Genomic DNA, 23,848 nt, shown 5'->3' with positions numbered 1-23,848 from the left:
TATCCGCTCATATCCGCTCAAAACGCAGACCTGCGTGGCGGGTCAGGCGCTCGATGAATCGGTCATCGAACATGGTGGCGGGCGTCCAGAAGCCGCCTGGGCGCCCGGTCTTGAGGCCGTCTTTCGTGTGGTCGAGCGCAAGACTGATGGCGGCCTGGCCGAGCATCTTGCTGGTCGAGCCATAGCCGGGGTCGCGATCCCCGGTCACCTTCACCCGCAAGGTGTTTCCTTGATCGGTGCGGCCAAAGAGCCGCAGGTCATAGCGGCCAGCCAGTTGCGCCGCAGGCGTGGGGCCTTCGCCGGGTTTGGGCAACAGAAAGCGCTGCATTACGATGCGGGCGGGCTTGATGACAATGCCCAGCATGAATGCGGCCAGGCCGGCCACCATAGTCATCGCTCTCATACGACCGCTCAGGCCTGCTCCGGTGATCACCGCTTCGTCATAGAGGAATGGATTGCCATAGGCGTTGCCGGACAAGGCGTTGGAGCGATGCACCACGCGCTCGTTGATGGCGGCCATGACAAACGGTGCAATCCACACACCGAAATCGGCATCGAATGCCGCGCCTCTGACAGAGCGCTGGCGTGCCGTGAAGCCGTGGCCCCTCGGGCACAGCGCGTAAGGGTCGGCCAGCTCCCTGCGCAAGGCAGGGTCGGCAGCGGCTTCCTGCACGACGTTGACGAGGCTGGCCACGGTGCCGCCGGAGGCGCCGCCTTTCAGTGTCTTGACCCGCAACTTCACCTGCGTGACGGGCGTGCCCCATTGCCGCATGGCTTGTTGCTGCAGGAAGTAGACCCCCATGTCCGATGGCACCGAGTCGAAGCCGCAGCAATGCACGATGCGAGCCCCAGACCGCTGCGCCGTTGCTTCATATTTGTCGATCATGCGCTTGATCCACTGCGTCTCTCCGGTGAGGTCGCAGTAGTCTGTGCCGCTTTCGGCGCAGACCTTGATCAACGGCTCGCCATATAGGGCATAGGGGCCGACCGTAGACACCACCACCCGCGTCTGTGCGCACAGGGCCTGCAATTGCGCTTCGCTGGCAGCGTCCGCCACGATGATCGGAACGGACTCGCCTGCCGCACCCAGCGAACGTTTGACCTCCAGGAGCTTCGCTTCGGATCGTCCGGCGATGGCCCAGCGCAGCGTTTCCGCATCCCCCGAAAAGTGCTCTGCCAGGTAGCGGGTCAGGATCTGGCCGACAATGCTCGTGGCGCCAAACACGACAACGTCATAGTCAGGAGCGGGCATGGGGTCTTCCTTTTTGATGGGCGGGTGAAGGGGTCGGTACGGCTGCCTTCCATCGTTCAGCGGCAAGCAATAGTGAAGGCGCCGGACTCGTCGAGCAACTCACAGCGCCGGCATCGCTCGACCTGGGCAGATACGCATCCGCCCGGCGTCAGTCCAGGCGTTCGCCAGCCTCCGGCACTTGAAAGGTTGTTTCACATTATGGAATCCGCTAGGAATTTCTCTTGCGTGGCCTTCCCGTTTGCTGAAAAACCATTCCGCATTGCAAAATAAGTTGTCTATCTCATTGAAAAATAAAGAAAAACTAACTCTTATGTCTTATATAAGACCTTGCTGCGACGCGTCAAAGCCGGCCTACAATAAATCCATGCTGCTCGCTTCGAATTCCGTAGCTGCACACGCAACCGATTCTTCTCAAACGCGCTTTATTTCCAGGAAATTGACATGGCCCAGTATCAAGACGACATCAAGGCAGTTGCCGGTTTGAAAGAGACCTACGGCAACGCATGGAACGCGATCAACCCCGAGTACGCTGCCCGAATGCGTGCCCAGAACAAGTTCAAGACGGGTCTGGACATCGCCAAGTACACCGCCAAGATCATGCGTGCGGACATGGCTGCCTACGACGCCGATCCGTCCAAGTACACGCAGTCGCTGGGTTGCTGGCACGGCTTCATCGGCCAGCAGAAGATGATTTCCATCAAGAAGCACTTCAAGAGCACCGAACGCCGCTACCTGTACCTGTCGGGCTGGATGGTCGCTGCGCTGCGCTCCGAGTTCGGCCCGCTGCCGGACCAGTCGATGCACGAGAAGACTTCGGTCAGCGCGCTGATCCGCGAGCTGTACACCTTCCTGCGTCAAGCGGACGCCCGCGAGCTGGGTGGCCTGTTCCGCGAACTGGACGCTGCCAAGGACCCCGCCGCCAAGGCCGCCATCCAGGAAAAGATCGACAACCACGTCACCCACGTCGTGCCCATCATTGCCGACATCGACGCCGGTTTCGGCAATGCGGAAGCGACCTACCTGCTGGCCAAGCAGTTCATTGAAGCGGGCGCCTGCTGCATCCAGATCGAAAACCAGGTGTCGGACGAGAAGCAGTGCGGCCACCAGGACGGCAAGGTCACCGTGCCGCACGAGGACTTCCTGGCCAAGATCCGCGCGATCCGTTACGCGTTCCTGGAGCTGGGCGTGGACGACGGCATCATCGTCGCCCGTACCGATTCGCTGGGCGCCGGCCTGACCAAGCAGATCGCCGTGACGAACACGCCGGGCGACCTGGGCGACCAATACAACTCGTTCCTCGATTGCGAAGAACTGTCGGCTGACCAACTGGGCAACGGTGACGTCGTGATCAAGCGTGACGGCAAGCTGCTGCGTCCGAAGCGCCTGCCGAGCAACCTGTTCCAGTTCCGCGCCGGCACGGGCGAAGCGCGTTGCGTGCTCGACTGCATCACCTCGCTGCAAAACGGCGCAGACCTGCTGTGGATCGAAACCGAAAAACCGCACATCGGCCAGATCGGCGGCATGGTCAAGGAAATCCGCAAGGTCATCCCGAACGCCAAGCTGGTGTACAACAACAGCCCGTCGTTCAACTGGACGCTGAACTTCCGTCAGCAGGTGTATGACGCGATGAAGGAAGCCGGCAAGGACGTGTCGGCCTACGAGCGCGGCCAGCTGATGAGCGCCGAGTACGACGACAGCGAACTGGCGAAGCTCGCCGACGAGAAGATCCGCACCTTCCAGGCCGATGCGTCGCGCGAAGCCGGCATCTTCCATCACCTGATCACGCTGCCGACGTACCACACCGCCGCGCTGTCGACCGACAACCTGGCTAAGGAATACTTCGGCGACCAGGGCATGCTCGGCTACGTGGCTGGCGTGCAGCGCAAGGAAATCCGTCAGGGCATCGCCTGCGTCAAGCACCAGAACATGTCGGGCTCGGACATCGGCGACGACCACAAGGAATACTTCAGCGGCGAAGCGGCGCTGAAGGCTGCAGGTAAAGACAACACCATGAACCAGTTCCACTGATTCGCGGTTGGGGGTCTCACCCTGAGCAGAACGCCAACCCATTGCGGGTTGGCGTTTTTTTTGGGGGCAATTCCGACGCAATGCCTTGCTTGAACCTGCCGTTTGGCGTCCACCCACAGGACGTTGCGCGCACAAGGGATTGATAATCAAAGCACATCAATCCTTCCGAAAATTGCACTTCTCGTTTGTCAGTCTCCCAGCGAACATTGCCAAAACGACAAACGCCGTTCAACGGCGTATTCTTTTTTTGGCTTCCAGGAGACACCCCGATGCACCCCCCGTCCAGCCTGTCGACCGGGCAATCCAAAGCCGCTGCGGTCTTCCGCGTCACCGCCGGGAATTTCCTGGAGCAGTTCGACTTCTTTCTGTTCGGCTTCTATGCCACGCAGATCGCCAACGTCTTCTTTCCGACCGAAAGCGAGTTCGCCTCGCTGATGATGACGTTCGCTGTTTTTGGCGCCGGTTTTCTGATGCGGCCGCTCGGCGCAGTCGTGCTCGGCGCCTACATTGACGATGTCGGTCGCCGCAAGGGCCTGATCGTCACGCTGTCCATCATGGCAAGCGGGACGGTGCTGATCGCGTTCGTTCCCGGCTACGCCACGATCGGCCTGCTGGCACCGGCGCTCGTGTTGCTGGGGCGTCTCCTCCAGGGCTTCTCGGCCGGTGCGGAACTGGGTGGCGTATCGGTCTATCTGGCCGAGATGGCCACGCCGGGGCGCAAGGGCTTCTTCACGAGCTGGCAGTCCGCCAGCCAGCAGGTCGCCATCGTCGTGGCGGCGGGCCTTGGGTTCGCGCTCAACCAATGGCTGAGTGCGCCGGCCATCGCCGCATGGGGATGGCGTGTGCCGTTCTTTGTCGGCTGCATGATCGTGCCGTTCATCTTCGTGCTGCGCCGCAATCTTGAAGAAACGCAGGAATTCAAGGTCCGCAGGCACCGTCCGAGCATGAGGGAGGTGTTCGGCACGCTGCTGCAAAACTGGGGTGTCGTCGTTGCCGGCATGATGCTCGTGGCGATGACCACGACGAGCTTCTACCTCATCACCGTCTATGCGCCGACGTTCGGTAAAACCGTCTTGCATCTGAGCACGGCCGACAGCCTGCTCGTTACGCTGTGTGTGGGGGTGTCGAACTTCGTGTGGCTGCCGATTGGCGGTGCGCTTTCCGACAGGATCGGTCGGCGGCCGCTGCTCATCGGCATGACGGTGCTCACGATTGCAACGGCATATCCGGCGCTGTCATTCCTCGCACACACGCCGAGCTTCATGAACATGCTGCTCGTGCTGCTGTGGCTGTCGTTCATGTACGGCATCTACAACGGCGCGATGGTTGTCGCGCTCACCGAAGTGATGCCCGTGCAGGTGCGCGTTGCCGGATTCTCGCTTGCCTATAGCCTCGCGACGGCAGTGTTTGGCGGCTTTACACCGGCCATCTCGACAGCGGTCATTCACATGACCGGCGACAAGGCTGCCCCTGGCTACTGGATGAGTTTTGCCGCCGCGTGCGCACTGATGGCGACGTTGACGCTCTATCGCCGCCGTGCAGTGACGCTGGCGCCGGCGCACTGACGCGGGGTGCATCCCCCGCCCCGCATCTTCACAAACAATGTACGACCTGGCATGACCTCACCATGAAGACTCTGCTTCTGAAACTGTGCGCAGCCGCGCTTGTCGCAACCTCGGCGGTGGCAGCCACCGTCCACGCTGCCGAATTGCACGTCATGAGTTCCGGTGGCTTTACGGCGGCTTATAAGGTGCTTGGGCCCAAGTTCGCCGCGCAGACGGGCAACTCGCTCAACACTGCACTCGGCCCGTCGATGGGCAAGTCGCCCGAAGCGATTCCGAATCGGCTCGCACGTGGCGAACCTGCCGACGCCGTGATGATGGTCGGCTACGCCCTCGACGATCTGATCAAGCAAGGCAAGGTCATCCCGGAATCGCGCGTGGAACTGGCCGACTCGCGCATCGGCATGGTCGTGCGCGAAGGTGCGGCCAAGCCCGACATCAGCTCACCCGAAGCCCTCAAGCACGTGCTGCTGCATGCCAAGTCGATTGCCTATTCGGATAGCGCGAGCGGCGTCTATATCGAGCGCGAGCTGTTCAAGAAGCTCGGTATTGAAGAGCAGGTCAAGGCGAAGGCGAAGATGATTCCGCGTATTCCGGTGGCGTCGGTGGTGGCCACCGGCGACTACGAAGTCGGCTTCCAGCAAGTGAGCGAGTTGCTGCCGGTGCCCGGTGCAACCTTCGTCGGGAAGATTCCCGAGTCGCTGCAGTCGGTGACGCGCTATGCTGCGGGCATCCCGGTTGGCGCGCAGCACCCGAAAGAAGCCAAGGCGCTTCTCGACTACCTGGCTTCGCCCGCAGTGCAGGCAGACGTGAAGTCAACCGGGCTCGATTCCGTGCCTGGCCAATGAGGTAGTGCAGCGGCGCGGCAGGTCAAGCGGTGCGGGTCATGCATCGCCCGTCGTCACGCCCCTGCGCTTGGCGTCGATGATCATCTGGTGAAATTCTTCTGCGGCGGGCGTCAATGCCCGGCCGCGCCGCTTCACGATACCCACGCGCCGTTTCACGACCGGTTCCACCAGCGGCACGCTCGTGAGGATTGGATGGTCATGCCCCGGCATGGCCATCGATGGCACCGCAGCGACACCCAGCCCCGCTTCAACCAGCCCCAGCATGGTCGTGACGTGCCGCGTCTCGCAGACGCTTGGTGCACGCGGGGCGACGGCCGACAGCGCCTGATCGAGCAGCAGGCGGTTACCGGAGGTTTTGTCCACCGACACGTATTCGTGCGCGTAAAGCTCCTTCCATGTCACGCGCTTCTTGCGGGCGAGCGGATGATCGCGCCGGCATGCTGCAACAAACCGCTCCTGCAGCAGCATCTTGAATTCGATCTCGGGTTCCTGGCTGCCCATGAAGCTCAGGCCAAAGTCGGCCTCGCCGCTGATGACTGCCCCCAGCACTTCGTTTGCGCTTGCATCGAGCAGCTTGACCCGGATGCGTGGAAAGCGGCGGTGATAGTTCGCAATCAGGTTCGGCAGAAAGTAATAGGCCACCGACGGCACGCATGCGATGGTCACCTGCCCGAGGCGGCTCGATGAAACGTCGCGGATACCGAGCAGGGCGACGTCGAGATCGTCGAGCAGTTGTTCAGCGCTGCGGGCAAACACGCGGCCGACGGTGGTGAGTGTGACGCTGCGGGTGGTGCGCTCAAACAGGGGCACGCCGAGCGCGCTTTCGAGCTTGTCGATCCGGCGGCTCAACGCGGGCTGGGAAATGCTGATCGCCTCGGCGGCCTTCCGGAAGTTGCCCAACTCCACCACCGCGCGAAATGCCTGCAAGTCCGTCAAATCGAAATTGATGCCCACCGGCCAGCCTCCACATCCCAGATGCGCAGCATTTTGCGCGATTTATCACGGGGTGACACGTCTCCAGCGGCCCCCGGCGTGGCCCGCCCAGTTGGATGCTTTGGCTCGGGTGGCACGTACCAGACGCCGATCAACACCGACGGCGGCCAGTCAGCGCGGCTGCTCGGTCTGTAGATCAGGGGCGGCGCTCACGTGAGGCTAGCCAACCGTGGCGTAGTCAACGCGGTTGCGCCCTTTACGCTTGGCTTCGTAGAGCGCATCGTCCGCAGCCTTGGTCAATGCGTTCAGCGACGGGAAGCTCGCGCGCCGCGCGGTCGCGCAACCGACGCTCACGGTGAAAGGGGCCAAACCGGTGTCGCCGACGGGCGCGCCGGCGCCTTCCACTTCGGCACGGATCGCTTCGGCGATCCGCGTGGCACCCGTTTAGCCCGTATCGGGCAACAACACCACGAATTCCTCTCCGCCGTATCGGGCCGCCAGGTCGCCGCGTCGTCGCGCATGCTTGGAAATGCACTGGGCGAGGTACTGAAGCGCGACGTCGCCCTGAGCGTGGCCGTGCGCGTCGTTATAGCGTTTGAAGTGATCGGCATCGATAAAGAGCACGGACAGCCGACTGTCATTCCGTTGCAGCCGATCCCACTCGTTCTCCAGCGCAACATCCAGGGCGCGCCTGTTCTTCAGCCCGGTGAGCGGGTCGGTTTGTGTCAGCTCACGCAGGTGGTTTTCCGCCATCACGCGCCCTCGCAGCGCAAACGCCAGGAGCCATACGCCTGCGCAGAAGGCGAGGCTGACCGACAGCGACGACAACCCGACGATCCACGACAGCCGTTGCCACGGTGCAAGCGCGTCGCTCATGGCGGGGGCAACGACCGCGATGAACGGTGTGCCCGGCACGCGCTGAAACGTGTAGAGCCGCAGCACACCGTCGCTGGACGACGGCGCCACGTAAAAGCCCGACTCCTGATTCACCATGCGCGGGAACTTCAACGATTTGTTGAGATTGGGTGCCCGAGCCGCGCTGGGCGGTGGATTTCTCGCCAGCAGCGTGCCGTCGGTGCGCACGATGGCCGTAACGCCGCGTGGCCCCACATCGAGCTTTTCAAGAAGCTGCTTGAAGTAATCGAGGTCGATTGCCACCAGAGCGGTGCCCGCAAACGTCCCATCCCGCCGGTCCATCCTTCGGCTCAGCGCGATGGCCTCCACGCCTGCGCGTGACCGGGCCTTGTAGACGCCGGACACATAGAGGCCAAAGTTTGCGTGCTCGCGATGAACGATGAAGTAGTCGCGGTCACTGAAATCCCAGCGGTGGGTCAAGGAGCAGCATCCGTCAACGAGCTGGCCCTTGTCGTCGGTCACGCCCATGCCGGTGACATACCGGGCAGAGGCCGTGGGGCTGAACAGCAGATCGTGCCGGACCTCCGGATCGAGGTTGCGGATGCCGGGTTTGTCCAGCGCGGCGATCAGCGTCTGCAGCGATTGATCTGCCGATTCAACGGTGCGCGAAATGTGGCTGGCCAGAACGGCAGCGACGTTCTTCGAGGTGTCGTGTGCGTGCTCGATGGCCGTTTCACGGTTGGCCCACAGGGTCAGCACACTGATTGCCAGGACAATGAATGTCAGCAACGTTCCCAGTGCACCAACGATCAAGGGGTGGTGGCCTGCCGATGTGGCCAGCCGTTGGGCAAGGGGGCGAAGGGGCATGTCGTGGTCTTGGGCGACGACAAACCGCAACGCTGCCGGGTCGACGGGGCACCGTGCGGTCGATCTTGGGGACGGTATTGATAGGTGTGGGGCACGCCGTCACCGCTGGTTATCGGCACAAGACAGCAAAACTGCAGTCCAGCGAGCGGTTTCTGTTGGAAGCCCAGCCCGCTGGACACAAAGTGCGGAGGCGGGCGGGGGGCATCCGCCGCTTCGCCAGTCGGCCCCAGCCCGCCCATACCCGCGCGGCTCAGCGTGCGAGCGCCGCAGCGAAATCGCGATACGAGCCCAGCGGCCGGCCCAGCAGGGCGGTCAGACGCTCGACATCGCCCGCCTGCGGCACCATGCCGTCGCTGACATACCGTTCGGCCATCAGGCGCATCTCATAAGCCATCCATTTGGGCAGGAAGTTCGTCAGGTTGCTCTCGAATCCGGTCGGGTCGTCGCCGCCGTAGGCCACGGGGCGGCCGAGCGTTTCTGACCAGATCGAGGCCAGCTCGGGGCCCGTCAGCGTATCGGGGCCCACGAGGTTGATGATCTCGATCGGCAGCTTGCCCGGTGCCGCATCCCGGCGGATCAACTCAATGGCCGCCACTTCTGCGATGTCGCGTGTGTCGACCATCGCAACCCCCTTGCTGCCGATCGGCATCGGGTAGACACCATGGTTGACGATGACGTCCTTGACCATGTGCTCGTTGTCCATGAAGTAGGCCGGACGCAGGATGGTGGCGCTGAAGCCCATCTGCTCGATCATGCGTTCCGCGCCGGACTTCACTGCAAAATGCGGCACGTTCACGAAGCGCTCGGCATGCATGACGGACAGATAGACAACGCGCTCAACGCCGGATTCGCGCGCCACGTTCAGCGCAAGCAAGGCCTGCGTGAATTCGTCGCCTGCGACCGCATTGAGCAGGAACAGGGTCCGGACACCAACGAAGGCACGCCGCAGCGATTCGATATCCAGCATGTCGCCCTGCACGACGTTCACGCTGGCCGGGAAGTCGGCCTTTGACGGGTCGCGCACCAGCGCGCGCACGTCCGCACCGCGGTTGGCCAGTTGATGGACGACTTGGCGGCCGACGCGGCCGGTAGCACCAGTAACGAGGATGGTCATGATGTTCACTCCTTGAGTGGGTTGGGTTCCCAGCTAAGGTAGGTGATCCATCTGTGGTCCGGAAGATGCTATAAAGAGACGAGGTATCTCACTGGTGGAACACATGGATTTGCTCGCGCTTGCCGATTTCAACCTGGTTGCCCGACATGGAAGCTTTGGCGAGGCTGCCCGGGCGACGGGGCGGCCGAAGGCGACGCTCTCTCGCAGGGTGTCGGAGCTGGAGGGCAGTCTCGAACTTCGATTGTTCGAGCGCGGATCGCGCGGGCTCAAGCTCACCCAGGAAGGGCAGGCGCTGTACGAGCGTACGGGCACGCTGCTCGCCGAGATTGCGGAGACGGCCGCCGCAATTGCATCCGGTAGCGAACGGCCACGAGGGCGTTTGCGCATCAGCGCGCCCATGCTGTTTTCGCAGGTGGCCATGGGCAAGCTGGTGGCCACGTTCGCGTTGAAATATCCCGAGGTGCAGCTGGAGGTGACCACCGAAGACCGTGGCGTCGACATGATCGAAGAAGGATATGACCTGGTGATCCGAGTTAATCCGGACCCGGACGAAAGCCTGATCGGACGCGTGTTCTTGCGGGATCGCCTTGCCGTTGTGGCAACGCCGGAACTGGAGCGGCCCTCTGGCAAGACTGTCGTGCCGGCCGTCCTTCGCGGCGCGGGCACTGGAAGCGCCGCCTGGGACGTCACCGGGCCCCACGGAAAGTCCCGCATCGCGATCCGGCCCGTTGCGCACTTGTCGTCGTTGATCATGGTGCGCGACACGGTACGGCTTGGTGTGGGGGCCGCGTGCCTGCCGGTGTCGCTCGTGGCCCACGATCTGGAGGCCGGCACGTTGGTGCATTGGGGCGATGTGGACGGCCCCGATATCGCGCTATGGGCGCTTTACCCTTCCAGGCGGTTGCTGAGCGCCCGCGTTTCCGCTTTTCTCGAGCATCTCAAAGACGCATTCCCGACGGGCGAGCCCCAAGAGCTGGCGGCCTATATGCATTCCTCACCATAGGAATATCCGGCGATAGAGCCTCGGAGTTTCCGCGCATTTCCGGCAATGGGCGATGCGCGATCTCGTCCGCCTCGGTGTGGTTCAGTCCGAGCATGCGCAGCAGTGCCGATGCCGCCGGCTCCGATTGCGCGTCGATTTGCACGCCGGCCGCCACGGCGGCGAGGACAGTGCCGCCAACCGAGATCAGGCTAACAGGCGCAACTGTGCCTCGCGTTTGCGACGCGGCCCACGCGGCTCCTTTTCTTCAAGGGCGGTGGCCGCCGGCGTTGCCGATGCAGCGGCTGTGGCGTGTCGTAGGAGTTTGCCAAGAACTGGACGCTGGTCGGCACCGTCGCCTATCTGCCGCGCAAGACCACATCGACCATCACGCTGCGCAGCCAGGCAGGCCAGGTACCGCCCGTCAACAAGACGGAAATCGACGTGAAGCCCGTTGTCTTCAGCCTGAACGTTGGATACCGGTTCTAGCGGATCGAGAAACCTCGGGGTGGCCAGGCACGCCGGCCCATCTCTGCGTGACTACGTCAGGGAATGCAACTACTGGGAATGCACGGATCGGCCAGGCACAAAGCCATCGATGATGTCTTCGGCCATCTTCGCAGCCGCACGTTTTGCCGTCCCGATGTTGTCCCATTGGGTTGCCGGCAGTGGGAAGATTCGGGAGCGCTCCGTGCTCGGCGGCTCCCCTTCCTGACAAATCAGCACAGAAGCGCTGTAAGACCGATCCGGACGCCGTTCATGCCATTCACGAGGCGGATCGAATAGATAGATCAGGGGGTAAACATCGAACCCCTTGTAGCGGCAAGTCGGATAGGCGTCCACAGCAATCTCCGTAGAAAGGGGTGGCTCCACTGTACGCGCATTCCGCTCGCTCCATCGAACTATCCACGAGCAACCAAATGTGGACGGGGCGGCTTCAGCGTGCTACGTGATCCAGCAGGTCTGAGTTCGCCCTCCCAGGGTTGCACGCGCATATCCAGGGTATGGTCTCCCTGTGCCGTCTTCGCGTGGAGGCTGTCTCGGATCACTTGCCCGATGGCCAGGCGACACAAGGTTTCAACGCTGGCCATGGCTGCGGACGCCAGATCCGGAGCGCTTGCCAACACCCTGAAGGACCGCCTTCCTTCACCCACGAAACTGGTGAACTGCACGCAGTTCGGCTGCCCATCGCGGATGAAGCCAACCGTGATGGAATACGCCATGCTCTTTGCCGCTCCGGGAAGGGTGCAGAGAAAGCTGGTCTTATCGGATGCATGAGTCATCTTGTTTCCTGGCTGGTCATGCAAGGAACACGCCTCGCCAACTCAGTATCAAAAAGAGCCACGGGCCACAGAAATACGCCGCACGCATTACAGAGACGCCACCGATTCGCCGGGTATCAAGCCATTGATGACGTCCTCGCCGAACTTCAGCGCGCCCCGCCTTGCGGTCCCGACATTCTCCCAAGCGGTCGGTGTCATTTGAAAAACGCGCGAGTGTTCGGCTCCAGGTTGATGACCTGCGCGGCAGATCACCACGGATGCGTTGAACGTACGGTCGAGGCGCTTGCGCGGCCATGACTGAACCGCCTCAGTCCTGTACACCAATGGATACAGGTCGAAACCCTTGTACGTGGCTGACGGGCTTGCATTCATGAATGGCTCCAACCGATGGTGGGCGTGGTCGACACCCCGGCAGGGCATCGACAGTGACTGTGATCGGCAACCCGCTGATTGGCCTGGTCGGCTATGACGCCACCCCAAGATGATCGACGGTGATCACGAGCATTCGATCTCCACGGTCCGCTTGGGCATGCATGCCCAACTGCGCCCGCAGAAAGCGGTCAAGCATGCACTGCAGCTGACAAAGGTCTTGCTGATCTGCGTGCATCAACTGATTCATGACATCGTGCGTGAATGCGATCGTCAGCGTTCTCACACGCCAGATACGGCTGTCGAACTCAGGCACCTGCCAGTTTGCCGCCAGCACACTCGGCCCGGAATGCCAGGTTCGCACGTCCTGCCCGGTAATTTCATCCAGCACCGGTTTGGTAAATGCGACAAGGTCGAGCATCACGGATCTCCATGACTTACATCGCGAGTCGCGAGCATCAACAGGCAAGCGTCCGTGAGCGGAACTGGCGAGGATGACAGCGTGCCGGGCTTGGTCCAGCGCAGGAGGCGTTCCCGAGCGCCGTGATCCCAAGTGCGGATAACTTTGCTTTCGTACCCACGGAAGCAAGAACTGGAGCGCTGCGGTCGGTGCCTCACTGTACTCCCATAAGTACACGGTGGCGTGACGATCTTTCGAAGTACCGCGTGGCATGCTGCGCGCGCTCAGTGGCGGGGCAAGCTGAGGCGATAGGTAAAAGGTCAATCTCCGCGCTCCGGGGCATGTCGTTCAAGACGAGCAGCCATTGCGAGAAGCTGTTACTATGCGCGATCTTTGCCTGTCGTTCGAATGTTCGAATAGATCGGGCTGGGTGCCCAGCAAGAAAACCGACAAGACGCTGACCACCCGTCGGGCGTACACCCGAATCACCTTGGGCCATGCGGCCCATCACCTATCTGACCGGCGGTTTATCCGCTCCGTACGCAGCGCGCATGTACTAGGCGTGCCGGCCTACGCAAGTACGGTCACCTCGTTTCCAATCGCTTGCGCCATGCATTTGTATGCATGCGCCAAGGCGTTGGCCTTACCCATCGTGGCGTAGCTCATCGGCAGGAACTGGTTTGCCCAGGCAGTCCACGCCTGTATCAGCTCTCGCCCGAACCTAGCACTGTATTGAACAAAGTCGACTCCCCGTACACGGTATCCGTGTACCCAATTGAACAAGAACCCGGCGTCTGGTTTGCCACCTATCTCATCAATGAGTACAGAGATGGCACGGAACGCCTCCTCGCCAACGTCTCGATGCGCCACAACGTACATGGCACCGAAGCCCTCGCGAGGAATGCGGCGCGGCTTGCCGGAAGAGCAGCCATCGCACGTCTGGCGCACCGTCACAAGAACTGAACCACGCAAGCCGCCTTGGGCGGCTTTTTCGCTTGCGGCAACGGCAGGCGCAACCCCGAAGTCAAAGGGAAGGAAGTCACCATGTTTGCTAGCGAAGAATGGGAAGAACTGCATCTGACGCCCGAGGGCTGGAAAGATGGCAGCTATCGGCACGTACCGGGCGACCCCGTCATGATCGAACCGCCTGCCAATGATGTGTTGACGGTGCGTAGGCATGTGGCTGCAGTCTATGGTGGCCCGTCGCGCGTGACGGAAGACAGAACGCCGCGCACCGATGACATTGGCCAGATCGAGCAGTTGCTGCTGAAGTACGGCGCTCCTGTCTTTGGCGTCTAGTCCAAAGGCGATGCAGCGGAACGCGTCGCAGCCCAATGCCTGGGCGTTAGTCCTAGCGCCCGCGCCATATTCAGTCCACGTTATTTGAGAAAGGAGTTGGCATGACACTCTGCCGCGCTTGCCTTGCCATTGAAGTCCACCGACTTGGTGCGTCAGGCCATGCTTTCTTAAGGATCACCGACACCCAGCGCATCAAGGCATCCAAGACCGCTGCCGTCACCGTGAGCACGTTCGCATGCCGCACGTGCGGCGCCAGCTGGACCTATCGCGAAGGGAAAAACGTGCCTAACCCGGGATGGTCGCTTGATCATTAGGCGTCTTCATTGCCGGCGCCTTTGCGCTATGGCATCGCCTCGCTCTTCTCCTGCGCGCCAAGGCTCGCGCTCCGCAACGATGGCTTTGTAACGGGCATGGGTGGTGTGGGCGCGCTTTTCGCCTCAGCACTGGCAAACACGCTAGTTGTTCGTCCACCAGCGACCAACTGCTCAAGCTGGGTGCGCTGCAGGCGAGGAGCTTGGCCGCGCTTCTCGCTTGCGGGATGCAGCGCGGGAATGCCCTTAGACCCTGCGGCCATGCGGTGCCCGCGTGAGATCGAGAAAGCCCTGTGTGAGATGCCACTGCGCGAGTGCTGCCAAGCGCTGGCGTAGCGTGTTGATGGAGAGCGTCTGAGCGTGGTGGGCCAACTGTGCGCTGTCCGCGCTTGCTAGCAGGAACCCACCCCATTCGACCTCGAAATGACGGACTGCGGGCTGATAGCTGTGGCGCGTGAGTTCTCCGTTGAGGAAGGAATTGCGCCGCTATGACAATTTAAATCTGATGTAGCATACTACCCTATAGTATATTTTGGTTGAGGTAATGGATGAGCCACACCATCCGCGAGAAGCAGAAGCTGCTTAACCGCGTTCGCCGGATTCGCGGCCAGCTCGATGCCATCGAGCGCGCCCTGGAGGAGGAGCAGGGATGCGCCCCCGTACTGCAGCAGATCACAAGCTGCCGAGGCGCCATGAATGGCCTGCTGGCCGTGGTGCTGGAAGACCACATCCGCACCCACCTGACCGAGGCGGACGACGAACATGAGCACGCCGACGGCAGCGCCAAAGAGCAGCTGATCGAGGTCGTGCATAGCTATTTCAAGTGAGCCGGCTATGAGCAATTTCTACGACACGCCGTTCCACGCCAGCCATGACCACGTGTTCCTGGGCGAGGGACATGAAAAGAACGAGCGCAAAACCTGGGCCGTGATCGTGCTATGCACCCTCATGATGGCCGCCGAGATCATCGGCGGAAGCATGTTTGGCTCGCTGGCACTGGTGGCTGATGGGCTGCATATGTCGACGCACGCAGGCGCCATGCTGATCGCTGCGCTGGCTTACACCTATGCGCGACGTCATGCGAACGACCCGCGTTTCGTGTTCGGCACAGGCAAGCTTGGTGATCTAGCCGGCTTCACCAGCGCCATCATCCTGGCGATGGTTGCACTGTTGATCGGCTACGAAGCGGTGGCGCGTTTCCTCTCACCGGTGCCGATCCACTTTAGCGAGGCGATCCCGATTGCGGTCGTCGGTCTGCTGGTGAATATCGCAAGCGCCTGGCTGCTGAGCGGTGGCGACCACGGTGGTCACAGCCATGGCCACAGTCATCACCATGGTCACGCCCACGGACACGACCACGGCGCAGCCGGACTTGGCGACACGCATCCGCATGGCAGGGAAGTGCAGCACATCGACGCGCCCGGGGGCGTGTTCGGACTGTCGATCTTCGAAGACGGCGTACCGCCAGTGTTCCGGTTAGCTGGAGAAACCGCTCCGCTGCCCGGCGATGTGGCGACGGTAACCACCATTCGGCCGGACGGGAGCCGCCAGGAATTCCTGCTGGTCCGCAAGGCAAACTATCTGGAATCCACCACCGAGATTCCGGAACCACATGCCTTCACTGCCGTACTCGGCATCGGCGGCCAGGAATACAGCGTGGCCTTCGACGAGCATGACCACGATCACGCCGACGGTCACGGGGCACACCATCGCGACCACAACATGCGCGCGGCCTATGTGCACGTTCTGGCGGATGCCGCCGTCTCTGTGCTGGCCATTATCGGTCTGCTGCTGGCCAGAACATTTGGCTGGCTCTGGATGGACCCCCTTGCAGGCGTCGTCGGTGCGGTGGTCATCGCCAACTGGGCGTACGGATTGATGCGCGACACCGGCGGCATTCTGGTCGACGTGACGCCGGACAAGCATATCGGCAGGCGCATCAAGACGGCGCTGGAGTCCGATGGCGACACGCTGCTCGACCTGCACGTATGGCGCATCGGCCCTGGCCACCTGGGCGCGGTGGTCTCGGTGAGCACAGGCCAGGCGCATCGCGGGCCGCAGTTTTATCACCAACGGTTGCGGCGACTCCAGGCACTGTCGCATATCACCGTGGAAGTTCACGCGTCGCCGGGCAAATAGCCTATTGGTCGACTCGGACATTTGCTCCGCATCACCAGCATGGGGCGCGGCACCCTGCCATGCGTGCCGCATCTGCCCGACCACAACAAAACACATTCGCGGTCTGACCGCAGATTCTTTCGACCATGTACGGCCCATCCGCATTTGTGCGCATTTGCGCAGCAGCGCTCGCCCTTGCTGCATGTGGCGTTCCCGGCCCATCGCGTGCGCACGGGATCGCTGGCAACCGCTTCTTTCCGGGCACACTCAATTTCGATGATCCGGCCGTTGCAGACGAATTCTCGATCACTGCAGGCGCAGTAAAACACCCTGATGACGCCGGAAACGTCACCGATCGCGCTGCAACGATCTCGTTCGCGAGGCTCCTGACGCCCGAGGTCTCGATCGGTTTTGACACGGGCTTCATTCGGCGCGACTGGGGCAGCATGCCTCAGCCCGGCGCAACCGGTTCCGACGTGGTGCTCAAGTCCAGGCTCTACGAGGACGATCTGAACGAGACGCTTGTTGCCGGCTCGCTCATCTATGGACTGCCCCATACCGGGGCCAAACGGCTCGGCGCCAACACTTCAGCGACCATCGCGCCCAGCCTTTATATAGGCCAGGGGTTCGGCGCCTTGCCTGACGCTTGGTCTTGGTTGCGGCCATTCGCCATCACAGCGGGCGTCAGCGTGGCTGTGCCGACCGGCAAAACGTCGGGCAACTTGAGCTATGACCCGACGACGCGGCAGTTCAACGGTGTGAGCACAGCCAACGTCACCGCGGTGCACTGGGGATTCGCATTGGAGTACAGCACGCTCTATTTGACGGATCGATTTGTGCCAGGCGTGCTGCCCAAGGAAGAACCCCTGCACCAGTGGATTCCCTTGGTTGAGTTCGCGTTCGACTCGCCACGCGGGCAACGCACGCGCGGCACCGTCAACCCAGGAATCGCCTATGTCAAGGATACGTGGCAGGTCGCCGCGGAACTGGTCCTTCCTGCAACCCACGGATCGACGCGAGGTGTCGGCGCAACTATTCAGGTGTTGTTCTTCCTTGATGATTTCCTGCCGTTGCTGTTCGGCAAGCCGATCCTGGCTCGCTAGCGGGTTGTCTTGCTGTGCGCGGCTACGGTGGCAGTCACACCGATTGAAAGGGTCGACCTGTGGTCATGCCCATGTCGCCCACGCAGGCGTGCAATCCTTGACCGGGCCACTGAAATAGATCCCCGCGGTATCGCTTAAGAATCCGTTAAGAAGAATTCGGGAGCATTGAGGCATTCCTCAGTGCGAGAGGCCGCGATGCCAATCTCAAAGTTTCCTCCTGTTGCCTGCCTGCATTCGGTCTTGGCGTTAGCGCTAGCCGCTGCCGCTCCCCTGGCAAATGCGCAAGCGCCCGCGCAACTGCTTGATCAATATCGGGCGCAGGCCGGAGCCCCCTCCGACCCGTCCCGCGGCCAGGAATTCTTTACATCCAAGCATGGCCGTGAATGGAGCTGTGCGTCTTGCCATGGCAACCCGCCCACGCAGACCGGCCGGCATGCCGCAACTGGCAAGTCGATCGCGCCGCTGGCTCCGGCATTCAATCCTGAGCGCTTTACCGATGCCGCCAAGACGGAGAAATGGTTTCGGCGCAACTGCAACGACGTGGTCGGGCGCGAGTGCACGGTGGCCGAAAAAGCAGACGTGCTGAGTTGGCTGATGACCCTCGTGAAGTAGGGCCACCCAGCAATCCATTCAATTCCTGACCTGATTCGGAGTCTCCAAATGTCTGGCCGTTTCGTTGTTACAGGCCGAGCTGCACGCGCTTGCCTGGCAATCGCGGGCCTCGGGCTGTCGTTTCTTGCCGCCGCCGAAGAGGGGCCTGGCATGCGCGCTGCACCGCTGCTGCCCAAGTATCGGCAGGAATGCGCGTCTTGCCATATCGCCTATCCGCCCGGAGCGCTACCCGCCAGTTCCTGGCAGCGCATTTTGGGCAACCTGCAGCACCACTACGGGACGGATGCTTCATTGGACCCCGCCACCGTCAAGCAACTCGATCAGTGGCTCACGGCCAACGCGGCGGATCGCTCAAGGTCAATACCCCCGCCGCCCGAGGACCGGATCACCCGATCGGCGTGGTTCGCCCGCACCCACGACGAAGTGCCGGCTGCAGTGTGGCGCCGGCCTGGCATCAAGAGCGCCTCGAACTGCGCTGCCTGCCATACCAAGGCGGATCAAGGCGACTTCAATGAACACAATGTCCGCATCCCGCGCTGAAGCCATGAAAACCGATTCCATCACCCGCCGCATCCTGGTTTGGGATGCGCCGACCCGCCTCTTTCACTGGCTGCTGGCGCTGAGCTTCCTGGGTGCCTACTTGACCGCGGAAAGTGAGCAGTGGCGCCTTGTCCACATCACACTCGGATACACGATGGCGGCGCTGGTCGGCTTTCGACTGGTGTGGGGCATAGTGGGCACGCGATACGCTAGGTTTTCCAGCTTCGTACGGTCCCCCGCTGCCGCACTCCGCTATTTGACCAGCATCATGCGCGGGCAGCCGGATCACCATACTGGCCACAACCCCGCTGGTGCGCTTGCTATCATCGCCTTGCTGCTGATGGCGTGCGGCCTGGCAGGAACGGGCTGGGCCACCTACAACGATGTCGGCGGTGATGGGCTCGGCGAACTGCACGAGGGCTTCGCCAACGCAATGCTTGCACTGGTGGGCATTCATGTTCTCGCCGTCTTTGCCAGCAGTTGGCTGCACGGTGAGAATCTGGTTGGCGCGATGATCAGCGGACGCAAGACCGGCCTGCCGGACGAGGGCATCCGCCGTGCGTGGTCGAGTGTCGCGGGCCTGATGTTGGTGGCTGTGCTGGGCTTCTGGTGGATGCAGTGGCAGTCCGCGCCGCCGGCCGGGGTCACTGACCGTCCCGCGGCCTCCGCGAAGCATCACGACGCCGACCGCGACGACTATTGATCCAAACCGGTACCGAGCGGAGATCTCATCCGTGCGCATCCTGCTTGTCGAAGACGACCCCCTGCTCGGAGACGGCATTCGTGCGGGCCTGCAGCAGCAGGGCTTCCAGGTCGATTGGGTGCGCGACGGCGAGGCAGCGTGGCGGGAGTTGCGCACGGACGCCTACGTCGCCTCAATACTCGACCTTGGGCTGCCCCGCATGGACGGCGTGGACGTGCTGCGAAAGGTGCGTGGCGCAGGCATTGCGGTCCCCATCCTGGTGTTGACCGCGCGCGACGCGATACCAGATCGCGTGCGTGGTCTCGATCTCGGCGCCGATGATTACATCGTCAAGCCCATTGATCTGCACGAACTCAGCGCGAGACTGCGCGCGCTGGTGCGCCGCGCGCATGGTCATCCCACGGAGCAGTTGAGGGCGCGCGGCATTGTTCTGGAGCCGGCGTCACGCACGGTCTTCTGCAACGGTCGAGCCGTCGCACTGTCGACGCGGGAATTTGACCTGCTGAATGCCTTGATGCTGAACGCGGGGCGCGTGCTGTCACGTGAGCAGCTCGAGCAGTGCCTATACCCCTGGGGGCAGGAAGTCGGAAGCAACTCCGTGGAGGTGCATATCCATCATCTGCGCGTCAAACTTGGCAGCGACCTCATCGTGACCGTGCGCGGCGTCGGCTATATGCTGCCGCGTGACAATGCCGAAGCGCCATGAAGCGACCGCGCTCGCTCCAAGGTCGGCTGCTGTTGTTGGTGCTTGGCGCCGTCGCCGGCCTATGGCTCATCACCGCATTGATCACGTGGTACGACGCCCAGGACGAGATCGATCAACTGCTGGACAGTCATCTAGCGCAAGCTGGTGCGCTACTGGTCATGCAGCACGCACAGGCCGTCGACGAGGACGATGAGCCGAGTCACGACCTGCCTGTCCAGCATCGTTATGCGCCCAAAGTCGCCTTTCAGGTCTTTCACGAAGGGAAGCTGGGCATCCACTCGGCCAACGCGCCGAACCAGCCGATGGTTGCGCCAGGCGAGCGCACCGTGTCCGGATTCTCTACGGTGCAAATCGGAGGCAATGCTTGGCGTGTCTTTGTAGCGCAGGGAGTCTACAAGGACATCCAGGTCTACGTTGGCGAGCGCATCGACTCGCGCACCGCAATCCTGTCCGCCCTCTTGCGCAACATGCTGTGGCCGATGGCGTTGGCGTTGCCGTTACTCGCCTTGGCCGTCTGGTGGGCGGTCAAGCGCGGGATGCTGCCGCTGCGCAGATTGGGTAACGCGCTTGCCGAGCGTGACCCGCGAGCACTCGATCCGGTCCGGATGCCCCATGCGCCGGTTGAGATGACGCCCATGCTCGACGCGCTCAACGCGCTCTTTGCCCGCATTCAGACCATGCTCGACGCCGAGCGCCGCTTCACTGCCGACGCCGCCCACGAATTGCGCACGCCGATTGCCGCAATCAAGGCCCAGGCCCAGGTGGCAATGGCCGCCGAAGAGGACGCCATGCGTCGCCACGCCTTGGTGGGAACGTTGGAAGGATGCGATCGCGCTGCCCATCTGGTCGACCAATTGCTGTTGCTTTCGCGTCTGGAAGCGAACGCCGGCATTTCGATTGAACCGATCGACCTTGGTGCGCTGGCTAGACAAGTGATGGCAGACATTGCGCCAATAGCCTTCGGCAAGAAACAGCGCATCGCACTAGAGAATCCGGAGCGCTGCATGGTCGCGGGCAACAGGGCGTTACTGGCCTCACTTGTTCGCAACCTGATCGACAACGCCATACGCTACAGCCCCGCCGAGGCACAAATCGTCGTGACGGTCGCGCACCGTAACGGAAGTGCCGCGCTTTGTGTGGAAGACAGCGGCCCCGGGCTCCCCGCCGCCGAACAGCACCGACTTGGCGAGCGCTTTTTCCGTGTCGAGGGAACGGACCAGAGTGGTAGCGGCCTTGGATGGTCGATCGTGCGCCGGATCGCGGCGGTTCACGGTGCAAGCGTAACGGTTGACCGCTCGCCGGGTCTCGGGGGATTGCGCGTCGACGTTATCTGGTCGAACCTCACATCCAGTGGGTCCGGAACCCACCAATAGGTCATGCGCGACTTCATCCCTTCATTGAAGTCATGAAGAATACGAGCCAGCGGTGCGACTCGGGGAGTGTGCCGATGTGGAAAACGGCTCCGGTCTCTCTCATGCGCAATCGCTTGGCAGCGGGGCTGCGCCATTGACCGCGCACCGCTGCTCAACCTGGAACCCCATCCCCACGTTCACTGCTCGGACAATCCATGCAACAGATAAAAGAAATCGATCTTGAGATCGCCGCCGATTCCGAAGACAGCGTGGCCAAGCAGGCCGCTGCGCGGCGCAGCACCCTTGTGAGCGTCGCCGTCAATCTTGGATTGACGATAGCGCAGGTAGCGGCTGGCATGCTGGCCGGCTCGCAGGCGCTGATCGCCGACGCCATCCACTCCTTGTCCGACCTGATCTCGGACTTCGTGGTGCTATTTGCTAGCCACCATAGCCAGAAAGGGCCGGATCAGACACACCACTATGGCCACCAGCGCTTCGAGAATGCCGCTTCGCTCGTGCTCGGTCTGCTCCTGCTGGCGGTGGGCGTGGGTATGCTCTGGAACGCGGTACTCAAGCTGGAGCACGCGGAGGCTATCCAGCCGGTTCGGCTCATTGGCCTATGGGTCGCGCTGGGCGCTCTGGCCGCCAAAGAATTGTTGTTCCGCTACATGCTGGCGGTGGCAGAAAGGGTGCGTTCGAGCATGCTGGTCGCCAACGCCTGGCATGCCCGTTCGGATGCCGCATCGTCGTTGGTGGTGGCGCTTGGCATCGTAGGCAATGTGCTCGGGTACCGTCTGCTCGATCCAGTGGCGGCGCTTGTCGTGGGCCTGATGGTGACACGCATGGGCTGGCAGTTCGGCTGGGAAGCCCTGCACGATCTGATGGATCGTGCCGTTGATGAGGAGACCGTGGAGGCGATCCACCAGGTCATGCTCGCGACGACGGGCGTACTCGGCGTACACGACGTCAAGACACGCCGTATGGGCGACATGATTCTGGTGGATGCACACCTCGAAGTTGATGCGCGCGTCAGTGTGCGCGAGGGCCACGACATCGCACTGGAGGCTCGCCGCCGCGTGATGGAGCGACGCGACGTGCTCAATTTGATGACGCACGTGGATCCGGTCGATGTGCCCCTCTAGTCGCAGCCTTGCGCCACGTCTTCCTAAAGTGGCGCGAGTAACGGTAAAGGTTCCGATTGGGAATTGCACCGCCACGCACGAGACATGAACAACGGGGCTCGCCGCCATGAATTCGACCTTCCGCGAACGATGGGAACTCAGGAGGCAGCTCTCCGACGACCTTGACAGGATGATGCGCCGTCTGCGGTAAGCCGCTTTCGAAGCGTCTGACGACGACGCAGTCCGTGCTTAGGCAGAGGATTCCGACAACTGGGGGGATTGGCAGACGCTTTCCGAACGTGACGCAACCTGGCGAGAGACTCTGCTCACGGCGTTAGCGAGCGCAAGACCCCTGCGGGGGTTCGGAAGAGATGTCTTCGGGGATGGAGCGACATTCCCGCGCAGTTCGGGCTTGAGCTGTTGTCGGTGCAGCCCTGTCTTAAGTAATTGAAATGGAACGGTTTCCATCTGCTTGAGCACACTGTGCTCCCGCGGAGCGCCAAATTGAGTGACCAAAGTTCCCGATTCAGTGAATCTCGACATCGACAACTGTCGAGATTCACTCAACTCTGAACCGATGGCCCCGCCTCATAAGCGTTTCGGGCGGAGTTGCTCGGCCAACTTTGAACTCTTGGTTCACGCGTCGTTCAAAGCGTGACTGGCTTCGCGCAATAAAAGCGGTCCGTACTGGGGAAACCAACGAAGTTACCGTGGAGCTCGAGCTCAATTCACCGGCAGACAGCACTAGCCAATGGTTGCGCTGTCGCATGGTGAACGCTGGACAGAGCGTAGGCGAAAAGCGGATCGATGGGTTCATGATTGACATCACAACAGAGGTGGCGTCGGTGTATCGTGCGCACCTGTTGAGTGATGCGATCCAGGAAGCGCAGAATGGCATCGTGATCGCCGAGATTACTGGTGGTAAGGAGCGCAACGTCTTCGTCAACCAGGCATTCGCTCGAATCACAGGCTACTCGCAAGAGGAGATACTTGGCCGGAGCAGTAAGATGCTTCAAGGGATTAGCACTTCGGCGACCGAGGTCGAACGCATCCGGCAAGCTCTCATGCGCGGAGAATCTTGCGAGAGCTTGCTCCTCAATTACAAGAAAGACGGGACGCCGTTCTGGAATGAATTAAGGCTATCCCCGATTCGCGATGACCGCGGACGTGTCATGCACTACGTGGGCATTCAGGTTGACGTCACGCGGCGGGTAGAAATTGACCTGCAGCTCCGTCAGAGGACTGCGTATCTCGACACAATTCTTAGGCTCTCACCGGACGGATTCCTAGCGTTTGATCGCGCGGGGATCCTGCGCTACGTGAACCCTGCGTTTTGGCAACTGACGGGGCTCGAAGAATATGACCTATATCTCGAAGGGCTTAAAGGTTTGGTGAGGCGGCTGCGGATTAAGGAACATCCCAACCACCAAGGATGCGTCGAAGCGGCGCTCGAGTTGGCAATGCTCAATAGCGCGGCTAAACCGAAGACAAAC

General features: G+C 61.8%; 25 protein-coding genes and 1 pseudogene. 17 read left to right on the top strand and 9 right to left on the bottom strand.

Annotated features, from left to right (window positions below):
* Nucleotides 1-7 precede the first annotated feature (7 nt).
* Nucleotides 8-1,252: a saccharopine dehydrogenase family protein gene (locus tag AAHM38_RS16100; RefSeq protein ID WP_116576799.1), complete on the bottom strand. Its 1,245-nt coding sequence runs from the start codon at nt 1,250-1,252 to the stop codon at nt 8-10.
* A gap of 441 nt (nt 1,253-1,693) precedes the next feature.
* On the opposite strand from AAHM38_RS16100, the gene AAHM38_RS16095 reads away from it, so the two are divergent.
* The 3 genes from AAHM38_RS16095 (at nt 1,694) to AAHM38_RS16085 (ending at nt 5,690) form a co-directional block, all read left to right on the top strand.
* Nucleotides 1,694-3,280 (top strand): isocitrate lyase, encoded by a 1,587-nt coding sequence (locus AAHM38_RS16095; protein ID WP_009238985.1) that lies wholly within the window; start codon nt 1,694-1,696, stop codon nt 3,278-3,280.
* 269 nt (nt 3,281-3,549) lie between these two features.
* A complete protein-coding gene (gene tcuC / locus AAHM38_RS16090) occupies nt 3,550-4,845 on the top strand; it encodes an MFS transporter (RefSeq protein ID WP_116576800.1) in 1,296 nt (431 codons plus the stop codon).
* Between the two features lie 62 nt (nt 4,846-4,907).
* Complete coding sequence (locus tag AAHM38_RS16085) at nt 4,908-5,690, top strand: substrate-binding domain-containing protein (RefSeq protein WP_116576801.1); 783 nt, start codon at nt 4,908-4,910, stop codon at nt 5,688-5,690.
* Nucleotides 5,691-5,726: 36 nt separating this feature from the next.
* Here AAHM38_RS16085 and AAHM38_RS16080 read toward each other — a convergent pair whose 3' ends face one another.
* The 3 genes and pseudogenes from AAHM38_RS16080 to AAHM38_RS16070 form a co-directional block, all read right to left on the bottom strand.
* Complete coding sequence (locus tag AAHM38_RS16080) at nt 5,727-6,644, bottom strand: LysR family transcriptional regulator (RefSeq protein ID WP_065856913.1); 918 nt, start codon at nt 6,642-6,644, stop codon at nt 5,727-5,729.
* Between the two features lie 198 nt (nt 6,645-6,842).
* Nucleotides 6,843-8,345: pseudogene (locus AAHM38_RS16075) on the bottom strand (sensor domain-containing diguanylate cyclase).
* 250 nt (nt 8,346-8,595) lie between these two features.
* Nucleotides 8,596-9,459: an SDR family oxidoreductase gene (locus AAHM38_RS16070; protein WP_116576802.1), complete on the bottom strand. Its 864-nt coding sequence runs from the start codon at nt 9,457-9,459 to the stop codon at nt 8,596-8,598.
* A gap of 103 nt (nt 9,460-9,562) precedes the next feature.
* Between AAHM38_RS16070 and AAHM38_RS16065 the strand changes: the two genes are divergently transcribed.
* On the top strand, nt 9,563-10,462 hold the full coding sequence (locus AAHM38_RS16065) for a LysR family transcriptional regulator (RefSeq protein WP_116576803.1): 900 nt from the start codon (nt 9,563-9,565) through the stop codon (nt 10,460-10,462).
* Here the strand turns inward: AAHM38_RS16065 and AAHM38_RS25705 are convergent.
* From AAHM38_RS25705 to AAHM38_RS16045, 5 genes are all read right to left on the bottom strand, one after another.
* A complete protein-coding gene (locus tag AAHM38_RS25705) occupies nt 10,398-10,646 on the bottom strand; it encodes a hypothetical protein (RefSeq protein ID WP_367648839.1) in 249 nt (82 codons plus the stop codon). The two genes, AAHM38_RS16065 and AAHM38_RS25705, sit on opposite strands and share 65 nt — an antisense overlap.
* A gap of 350 nt (nt 10,647-10,996) precedes the next feature.
* Complete coding sequence (locus AAHM38_RS16060) at nt 10,997-11,281, bottom strand: hypothetical protein (protein WP_009238978.1); 285 nt, start codon at nt 11,279-11,281, stop codon at nt 10,997-10,999.
* Nucleotides 11,282-11,340: 59 nt separating this feature from the next.
* Complete coding sequence (locus tag AAHM38_RS16055; protein WP_009238977.1) at nt 11,341-11,721, bottom strand: hypothetical protein; 381 nt, start codon at nt 11,719-11,721, stop codon at nt 11,341-11,343.
* An 87-nt stretch (nt 11,722-11,808) separates the two neighbouring features.
* The gene (locus AAHM38_RS16050) at nt 11,809-12,093 is read right to left on the bottom strand and encodes a hypothetical protein (protein ID WP_004629776.1); all 285 of its coding nucleotides are present in this window, start codon (nt 12,091-12,093) and stop codon (nt 11,809-11,811) included.
* A 91-nt stretch (nt 12,094-12,184) separates the two neighbouring features.
* Nucleotides 12,185-12,511 (bottom strand): hypothetical protein, encoded by a 327-nt coding sequence (locus AAHM38_RS16045; protein ID WP_004629775.1) that lies wholly within the window; start codon nt 12,509-12,511, stop codon nt 12,185-12,187.
* Nucleotides 12,512-13,222: 711 nt separating this feature from the next.
* On the opposite strand from AAHM38_RS16045, the gene AAHM38_RS16040 reads away from it, so the two are divergent.
* The 13 genes from AAHM38_RS16040 to AAHM38_RS15980 form a co-directional block, all read left to right on the top strand.
* A complete protein-coding gene (locus tag AAHM38_RS16040) occupies nt 13,223-13,453 on the top strand; it encodes a hypothetical protein (protein WP_009277277.1) in 231 nt (76 codons plus the stop codon).
* Nucleotides 13,454-13,534: 81 nt separating this feature from the next.
* Nucleotides 13,535-13,789, top strand: a complete 255-nt coding sequence (locus AAHM38_RS16035) for a hypothetical protein (RefSeq protein WP_009238976.1) — start codon at nt 13,535-13,537, stop codon at nt 13,787-13,789.
* Between the two features lie 101 nt (nt 13,790-13,890).
* Nucleotides 13,891-14,103 (top strand): hypothetical protein, encoded by a 213-nt coding sequence (locus AAHM38_RS16030; RefSeq protein ID WP_004629768.1) that lies wholly within the window; start codon nt 13,891-13,893, stop codon nt 14,101-14,103.
* A 545-nt stretch (nt 14,104-14,648) separates the two neighbouring features.
* Nucleotides 14,649-14,927: a metal/formaldehyde-sensitive transcriptional repressor gene (locus AAHM38_RS16025; protein WP_009238968.1), complete on the top strand. Its 279-nt coding sequence runs from the start codon at nt 14,649-14,651 to the stop codon at nt 14,925-14,927.
* A gap of 7 nt (nt 14,928-14,934) precedes the next feature.
* Complete coding sequence (dmeF, locus tag AAHM38_RS16020; protein ID WP_116576804.1) at nt 14,935-16,239, top strand: CDF family Co(II)/Ni(II) efflux transporter DmeF; 1,305 nt, start codon at nt 14,935-14,937, stop codon at nt 16,237-16,239.
* A 125-nt stretch (nt 16,240-16,364) separates the two neighbouring features.
* Nucleotides 16,365-17,321 (top strand): hypothetical protein, encoded by a 957-nt coding sequence (locus AAHM38_RS16015; RefSeq protein ID WP_116576805.1) that lies wholly within the window; start codon nt 16,365-16,367, stop codon nt 17,319-17,321.
* A 195-nt stretch (nt 17,322-17,516) separates the two neighbouring features.
* The gene (locus AAHM38_RS16010; protein WP_116576806.1) at nt 17,517-17,933 is read left to right on the top strand and encodes a DUF1924 domain-containing protein; all 417 of its coding nucleotides are present in this window, start codon (nt 17,517-17,519) and stop codon (nt 17,931-17,933) included.
* Nucleotides 17,934-17,981: 48 nt separating this feature from the next.
* On the top strand, nt 17,982-18,473 hold the full coding sequence (locus AAHM38_RS16005; RefSeq protein WP_116576807.1) for a diheme cytochrome c: 492 nt from the start codon (nt 17,982-17,984) through the stop codon (nt 18,471-18,473).
* Nucleotides 18,445-19,176, top strand: a complete 732-nt coding sequence (locus AAHM38_RS16000; protein ID WP_116576808.1) for a cytochrome b/b6 domain-containing protein — start codon at nt 18,445-18,447, stop codon at nt 19,174-19,176. The genes AAHM38_RS16005 and AAHM38_RS16000 overlap by 29 nt, the downstream gene beginning before the upstream one ends.
* A 31-nt stretch (nt 19,177-19,207) precedes the next feature.
* Entirely contained in the window at nt 19,208-19,882 is a 675-nt protein-coding gene (locus AAHM38_RS15995) for a response regulator (protein WP_116576809.1), read from the top strand.
* Nucleotides 19,879-21,255 carry an ATP-binding protein gene (locus tag AAHM38_RS15990; RefSeq protein WP_116576810.1) on the top strand — a complete coding sequence of 459 codons (1,377 nt, stop codon included), beginning with the start codon at nt 19,879-19,881 and terminating at the stop codon, nt 21,253-21,255. The genes AAHM38_RS15995 and AAHM38_RS15990 overlap by 4 nt, the downstream gene beginning before the upstream one ends.
* A 194-nt stretch (nt 21,256-21,449) precedes the next feature.
* Nucleotides 21,450-22,376 (top strand): cation diffusion facilitator family transporter, encoded by a 927-nt coding sequence (locus tag AAHM38_RS15985; RefSeq protein ID WP_012435000.1) that lies wholly within the window; start codon nt 21,450-21,452, stop codon nt 22,374-22,376.
* A gap of 794 nt (nt 22,377-23,170) precedes the next feature.
* On the top strand, nt 23,171-23,848 hold a 678-nt coding region (locus AAHM38_RS15980), incomplete at its 3' end, for a PAS domain S-box protein (RefSeq protein WP_342234298.1).

The sequence above is a fragment of the Ralstonia sp. OTU4908 genome, from assembly GCF_038440115.1.
GTDB lineage: Bacteria > Pseudomonadota > Gammaproteobacteria > Burkholderiales > Burkholderiaceae > Ralstonia > Ralstonia pickettii.
This window is presented reverse-complemented; position numbering and strand designations above follow the sequence as displayed.